The sequence below is a fragment of the Arthrobacter sp. PsM3 genome, assembly GCF_030433895.1.
Taxonomy (GTDB): domain Bacteria; phylum Actinomycetota; class Actinomycetes; order Actinomycetales; family Micrococcaceae; genus Arthrobacter.
This window is the reverse complement of record NZ_JARUXE010000018.1, coordinates 81,713-88,126: the sequence shown is the minus strand read 5'-3', so window position 1 is coordinate 88,126 and position 6,414 is coordinate 81,713. Positions and strand designations below refer to the sequence as shown.

Below are 6,414 nucleotides of genomic sequence, written 5' to 3'. Positions count from 1 at the left end.
GTAGGCGGCCGACGGCGGCGTGGTGCCGTCGCGGGGGGGGGGGGCGCCGGCGATGCGGGCCAGCGAGCGGAAAGTCTTGGAGGTGCCAGCCACGTGGTTCGCTTTGCCAAGCTTCGCGAAGTCGCGCACCACCGGTTTGAGCGTGGCCCTGATGTAGCGGCGAAGTTCCTTGACGCTCTTGGCCGAGGGCGGGTCCTCCTGCAGCCAGTCCCGGGTGAGACGGCTCGCTCCGAGCGGGACCGACGTCGCGAGCTCGGGGAGTTCGTCCTCCCCGTAGGCCATCTCGAAGGAACCGCCACCGATATCCAGGTTCAGCATCGGTCCGGCGCCCCAGCCGTACCAGCGACGGACGGCGAAGAACGTCATCGAGGCTTCCTCGCTGCCGGACAGCTCCCGGAGCGTCACGGTGGTTTCATGCTTCACGCGGGCCAGCACAGCAGCGCCGTTGGTTGCCTCGCGGATTGCGGAGGTACAGAACGCCAGCAGGTCTTCGGCCTTGTGCTTGGCCGCGAATTCCCACGCTTCGAGGACGAACTCGATCAGCTCATGCTGCCCGGCGTCGTTGATGCTGCCGTCGCTCTCGAGGAACTGCACGAGGGACAGTGGGCGTTTGTGTGAGGCGAAGGGCACAGGGCGCGCACCCGGGTGGGCATCCACGAGCAGGAGATGGACAGTATTTGATCCAATATCAAGGACACCTAGGCGCATAGTGCAATTATTCCCCTGGGGGCGCGGGCCGCCTAACCGACGGCCGCACCCCGGCCGTCGGCCTAGGGCTGGCCGGCCTCGCTGGAGACCTCCCCCGAATTAGGGCTGGCCGTCCTCGCCGGCGGTCTCATCGTCCTCGTCGGCAGGCTTGAAGTCGCGGCGGATGTTGGCGACGCCTTCCGGATCTATCTCGAACCCGAAGGCTGCGCCGGGGTTGATGACCATGCCGAGGTCATCGCCAAGGTTGCCGAGGATCGCGGCGCCCTGGGTGCCGAGCACGTTGGGCGCAGCGGCAAGGTACTGCTCGGTGACGCGGCTGGGGTGGGAAAACACGGCCAGGACAGGTTTCCCGGCGGAGTTGGCCAGCACCAGAGGTTCGACCTGGGAATCGGCTCCTTCGAGCGCATCGGAGCTGACGATGTAGACCTCGTTGTTGAGGAAGGCGAGGATGACGTCAACGGGGTTGGCGTCCGGCTCCTCCCCCCGGGCAAGCTTCTCTTCGAGGTCGTTCAGCGGCTGGAGGTCCAGGTGATCGGGCTGTTCAGTCATACGTCTACTCGATCACGTTGCGCCCGGGTCCGCAAACGCGAAGTCGCCGGAAGCGCGCGGGATCGCCGGAAGCCCCCTGTGTGTCAGGCTCTTGTATGACAGGTTTGCTGTCGTCCGCGGCCGGGCGTGCGGCGCGCCAGGGGCTACTTCTTGGCGGTCGCCTTGCGGGCGGGTGCCTTGCGGGCCGTCGCCGTGCGCTTGACCGGGCCCTTGGCGCGCTTCTCCGCGAGGAGTTCAACGGCCTGTTCCCGGGTGAGCTCCTCCAGCGCGGTGGAGCGCGGCACCGTGATGTTGGTGATGCCGTCGGTGATGTACGGTCCGAAGCGGCCTTCCTTCACCACAATGTTCTTCTCCGAGACCGGGTCCGGGCCGAACTCTGCCAGCGGCGCGACGGCGGCGCGGGCGCCGCGCTGCTTCGGCTGGGAGTAGATCTCCAGCGCCTGCTCCAGGGTGATCGTGAAGATCTCCTCTTCCGAACCGATGGAGCGCGAGTCAGTGCCCTTCTTCAGGTACGGGCCGAACCGGCCGTTCTGCACCGTGATCGGGTTGCCTTCGGCGTCCTGGCCGAGCACCCGGGGCAGGCTCATGAGCTGCAGGGCCTCGTCCAGGGTGATGGTGTCCACGCTCATGGAGGCGAACAGCGACCCGGTGCGGGGCTTGGCCTTCACTGGCTTCTTCGGCGGCTTGGGCTTGCCGTTCTTGTAGTACTCCACCGGCTGGTTGGCGAGCTGTTCCTCGGTCATTTCAGGGATGACCTCGGTGACGTAGGCGCCGTAGCGGCCGTTCTTGGCCACGACGGTGTGCCCCGTGTGCGGGTCCGCGCCGAGCACCCGCTCCTCGGGGGCTGCGGTTTCCATCAGCTCAACCGCCTTGGCCGCGGTGAGCTCGTCCGGGGCCAAGTCCTCGGGGACGTTGGCGCGGGCGGCCTCAACCACCTCGCCGGTCTTCGGGTCGACCGTAGGGATGGAGCTTTCCAGGTACGGCCCGAACTTCCCGACCCGCAGCGTGATGCCCTCGGTGATCGGAATGGAGTTGATTTCGCGCGCGTCGATCTCGCCGAGGTTGTTGACGATGCTCAGCAGGCCGGGCTCGGAATCCTCGCCGAAGTAGAAGTGCTTGAGCCAGGCGGGTCCCTCGGCCTGGCCGTTGGCGATCTTGTCGAGGTCCGCTTCCATGTCGGCCGTGAACTCGTAGTCCACGTAGTCGTGGAAGTGCTGTTCCAGTAGCCGGATCACCGAGAACGCAATCCAGCTCGGGACCAGCGCGGAGCCCTGCTTCCGGACGTAGCCGCGGTCCTGGATCGTGGAGATGGTGGAGGCGTAGGTCGACGGGCGGCCGATGCCCTTCTTTTCCAGCTCGGCGGTCAGCGACGCTTCGGTGAAGCGCGGCGGCGGGGAGGTTTCGTGTCCGACGGCGACGATCTCCGAGGCGGTGAGCGCGTCGTCCTTGGCCACGTTGGGCAGCCGGCGGGCCTCGTCGGACTCGTCGTCGCGGCTTTCATCCTTGCCCTCTTCATAGGCGGCCAGGAAGCCGGGGAAGGTGATGACGGTGCCGGAGGCCGAGAACTCGGCGTCGCGGCTTTCGCCCGGGGCACCTACGGTCACGGCGCCGAGGCGGATCGTGGCGGTGGAGCCCTTGGCGTCGGCCATCTGCGAGGCGACGGTGCGCTTCCAGATCAGTTCATAAAGGCGGAACTCGTCACCGGAAAGCTGCTTGGCCACCTGGGCCGGGGTGCGGAAGGAGTCACCGGCGGGACGGATGGCCTCGTGGGCCTCCTGCGCGTTGGCTGCCTTGCCGGTGTAGACGCGCGGGGACGCGGGGACATATTCCGGGCCGTACAGCTCGGAGGCCTGGCGGCGCGCAGCCGTGACAGCCTCGTTACTCAGCGCGGAGGAGTCCGTACGCATATAGGTGATGTAGCCGTTTTCGTACAGCCGCTGGGCCACCTGCATGGTGCTCTTGGAGGAGAAGCGCAGCTTGCGGCCCGCCTCCTGCTGCAGCGTGGAGGTGGTGAACGGTGCGGCCGGGCGGCGCGTGTAGGGCTTGGTGTCGACGGAGCGGACGCGGAAGTCGGCGTCCTGCAGTCCGGCGGCGAGGGAGGTGGCGAGCTCCTCATTGAGGTGCACCGCATTGCGGGAGGTGAGCTCACCGCTGTCGTTGAAGTCGCGGCCGCTGGCAACCTTGGCGCCGTCGACCATGGCCAGTTTAGCCTTGAAGGAGCCGGACCCGGCGCCGAACTGGCCGGTCAGGTCCCAGTAGGAGGCCGATTTGAAGGCCATCCGCTCCCGCTCGCGGTCCACGACCATGCGGGTCACGACGGACTGCACGCGGCCTGCGGAGAGGCCGCGTGCAACCTTGCGCCACAGCACCGGGGATATCTCGTAGCCGTACAGGCGGTCCAGCACCCGGCGGGTTTCCTGCGCGTCCACCAGGTCCTGGTCGACGTCGCGCAGGTTGTCCATGGCGCGGTGGATGGCTTCCTTGGTGATTTCGCCGAAGGTCATCCGGTAGACCGGCACCTTGGGCTTGAGCACTTCCAGCAGGTGCCACGCGATGGCCTCGCCCTCGCGGTCCCCATCGGTTGCGAGGTAGAGGGCGTCAGCGTCTTTGAGCTGGGCCTTGAGTTCGGCGACCTTTTTCTTCTTGTCCGGGGACACCACGTAGTACGGCTTGAAGTTGTTATCAATGTCGACGGCGAACTTGCCCACCGAGGTCTTCTTCAGTTCCGCCGGCAGTTCCGAGGGCTGCGGGAGGTCGCGGATGTGACCGATGGAGGCCTCAACGATGAAGCCCTCGCCGAGGTACTTGGCGATGGTCTTGCTCTTGGCGGGAGACTCCACAATCACGAGTTTCTTACCGGTTTTGGCCTTGCTTGGCACGGTGCTCCTACAGAAAAAGGTTGCTCGGGCAGATGCGCCCATACCCGCCTAGTTCACCATATTTTGCGGATTCCCGCGCATTCAGCCTGAAATGACGGGCTCCCATACACGACTCCCGGACGTCATGAACCCACGCGCCGCGGGCTTCCGTCCGGCGCGGACAGGGCGGCCCCGGAGGGTGTCAGGCTGGCCCTGCGGCGGGGTTCGCCGGAGCCTTTCCGCGGTCGTCCGGGATCATCGACCACATGGTTGCCATCCGCTCAGCGCCGTCGGGGACCTGGTCCGGGTCCTCCAGTTCGTAGTCCCGGAGCAGTTCGAAGATGCGGTTGTTCAGCTCCTCACGCTGGTCCGGCGTGAGGTAGAGCAGATTGCTGGCCAGCACCACGGAGGAGGGTCCCTCCGCGGCTTCGCCGCGCTCGCGCCGCTCGTCGCGGGTTTTGGCGTAGGCGCTGACGCGGCGCCGGTAGGCGTCCAGTTCGAGATCAAGCACGGCGAACTCGGGGCTCGCCACGCCGCCGCCCGAGTTGATGGTGAAGTCGGTGCCGGCGGCTTTCCAGCGGCGTTCCCTGGCATCGCCGGCGGTGGCGGCCGGCACCACAATGCCCCATTTCTGCAGGGCGCGCAGGTGGTAGCTCATGGCGCTCGGCGTGAGGCCTGTCTGCGCGGCGAGTTCGGTCGCCGTCCGGCTGACCTGGGTTGCATACAGTTCGGAAATGACTTCCAGCCGGGCAGCGTGGGCGAGCGCCCGGATCGCCTTCGGGTCAGTGATTTCCACTTTCTTCTCCGGACGCTGCCGGCGTTTGGGGCCCGGAGATGCCGGCGGCTCCGCCATTGGGATTTCTGTGCTCACCCCATAAGTCTACCGACGGCCGCCAAACTATGAAAGAAATGCTTGACACTGAATTGTACCGGAGAGTAGCTTGCTACGTATGGAAAAGGCACTTCAGGCGGCGCCGGGTGTGGCACAGCCCGCGCCGCCGCTCTGGCGAAACCGCGATTTCGTCCTCGCCGGCAGCGCCCGCTTCATCGCCACGGCCGGCATGGGCGCGGTCATCATCAGCGTCATGCTACACCTGCAGAACCTGGCCGCCGCGGGCCAGACGCCGGTTGCCGGGCCCTGGCTCGTGGCGGCGTACCTGCTCTGCTCAGCGCTCCCGCTGGTGCTGCTCGCACCGTGGGCCGGACGGCTGGCGGACACCCGGGATTCACGGACGCTGGCGACAGCGTCTGCCGTGGTCAGTGCCGCGGCCGTCGCCGGCATGGGCCTGGGGATGCAGAATCTGGACAACTACCTGCCGGTGCTGTTCGCCATGACCTTCCTCCTCGACGCCGCCCAGGCCGTCGCCGGACCGACTTGGCAGGCCCTGCTGCCCCGGATTGTGGGCGAGGAACGGACCCCGCGGGCGCTGGGCACCATGCAGGCAACCATCATGATTGCCGGCATGGTTGGGCCGGCGGCCGGCGGCCTGCTTAGCGGTTTGGGCGGATCCGGTCTCGTGTTTTCCGTCGCCAGCGGCTGCTACCTCGCCATGGCCGCGGGCGCGATGCTGATCCGGACCCGCCGGGGCACGGCCGCCGAACGCGTCGGCAAGGACGGGCCTGCGCTCCTGGACGGCCTTCGCCTGATCCGGCGCGACGGCCTGGTCTGGGCGCTGGTCCTCGGCGCACTGTTTTTCATCACCGTCGGCGAAGCGACCAACGTCCTGGAAGTGTTCCTGGCCCGCGACGAGCTCGGCGCCACCGAAATGCAATACGGCCTGCTGGCCGCGTCGTTCAGTCTTGGCATGGCATCAGGCGCGGCGCTGGCCGGGCGGATCAGGACCCCACCCGCCCGCCTGCGCGCACTGCTGGCTGCGATGGCCCTGACCTCGGCATTCCTCGGGATCATGGCCCTGGTGCCGAGCATGGAACTGTTGTTCGTGGCCTACACCGCAATGGGGGCCGCCTGCGGGGTCCTGAACGCTTGCTTCGGGACGATCGCGATCCTGCGGATCCCGGAAAGCGGCCGCGGCCAGGCGATGGCGATCATCGGCGGCCTGACACGGGCCGTCTCGATCGGTGCGCTCGCGCTGGGCGGGCTGCTCGGCGCCCTGCTCCCGATTCGGATGAGCTTCCTGCTCGCCGGAGCAACCGGGGTCCTGGCGGCCCTGGCTGTCGCCGCGTATGTCCTGCCGCGTTACGGCAACGAGGGCGCTGCCCCGCCGGAAACCACCGGTTCCGGCGCCGCGCCGGCAACGTCCGCCGGCCCCTCAGCGTATGCCGCACCCGCCACAGCCAC

General features: G+C 67.4%; 4 protein-coding genes and 1 pseudogene. 1 reads left to right on the top strand and 4 read right to left on the bottom strand.

The window, feature by feature from the left end:
• From QCD75_RS11540 to QCD75_RS11525, 4 genes are all read right to left on the bottom strand, one after another.
• Window positions 1-708 (bottom strand): Ppx/GppA phosphatase family protein (locus QCD75_RS11540; protein ID WP_301228689.1); only part of this gene is annotated, 708 nt, incomplete at its 3' end.
• A gap of 99 nt (window positions 709-807) precedes the next feature.
• Window positions 808-1,257, bottom strand: a complete 450-nt coding sequence (locus QCD75_RS11535; RefSeq protein ID WP_301228687.1) for an SseB family protein — start codon at window positions 1,255-1,257, stop codon at window positions 808-810.
• A 143-nt stretch (window positions 1,258-1,400) separates the two neighbouring features.
• On the bottom strand, window positions 1,401-4,136 hold the full coding sequence (gene topA / locus QCD75_RS11530; RefSeq protein WP_301228685.1) for a type I DNA topoisomerase: 2,736 nt from the start codon (window positions 4,134-4,136) through the stop codon (window positions 1,401-1,403).
• 181 nt (window positions 4,137-4,317) lie between these two features.
• A complete protein-coding gene (locus QCD75_RS11525) occupies window positions 4,318-4,968 on the bottom strand; it encodes an ArsR/SmtB family transcription factor (protein ID WP_367400650.1) in 651 nt (216 codons plus the stop codon).
• Between the two features lie 97 nt (window positions 4,969-5,065).
• On the opposite strand from QCD75_RS11525, the pseudogene QCD75_RS11520 reads away from it, so the two are divergent.
• Window positions 5,066-6,334 (top strand): annotated as a pseudogene (locus tag QCD75_RS11520) (MFS transporter); the annotation flags it as partial.
• Window positions 6,335-6,414: the final 80 nt, after the last annotated feature.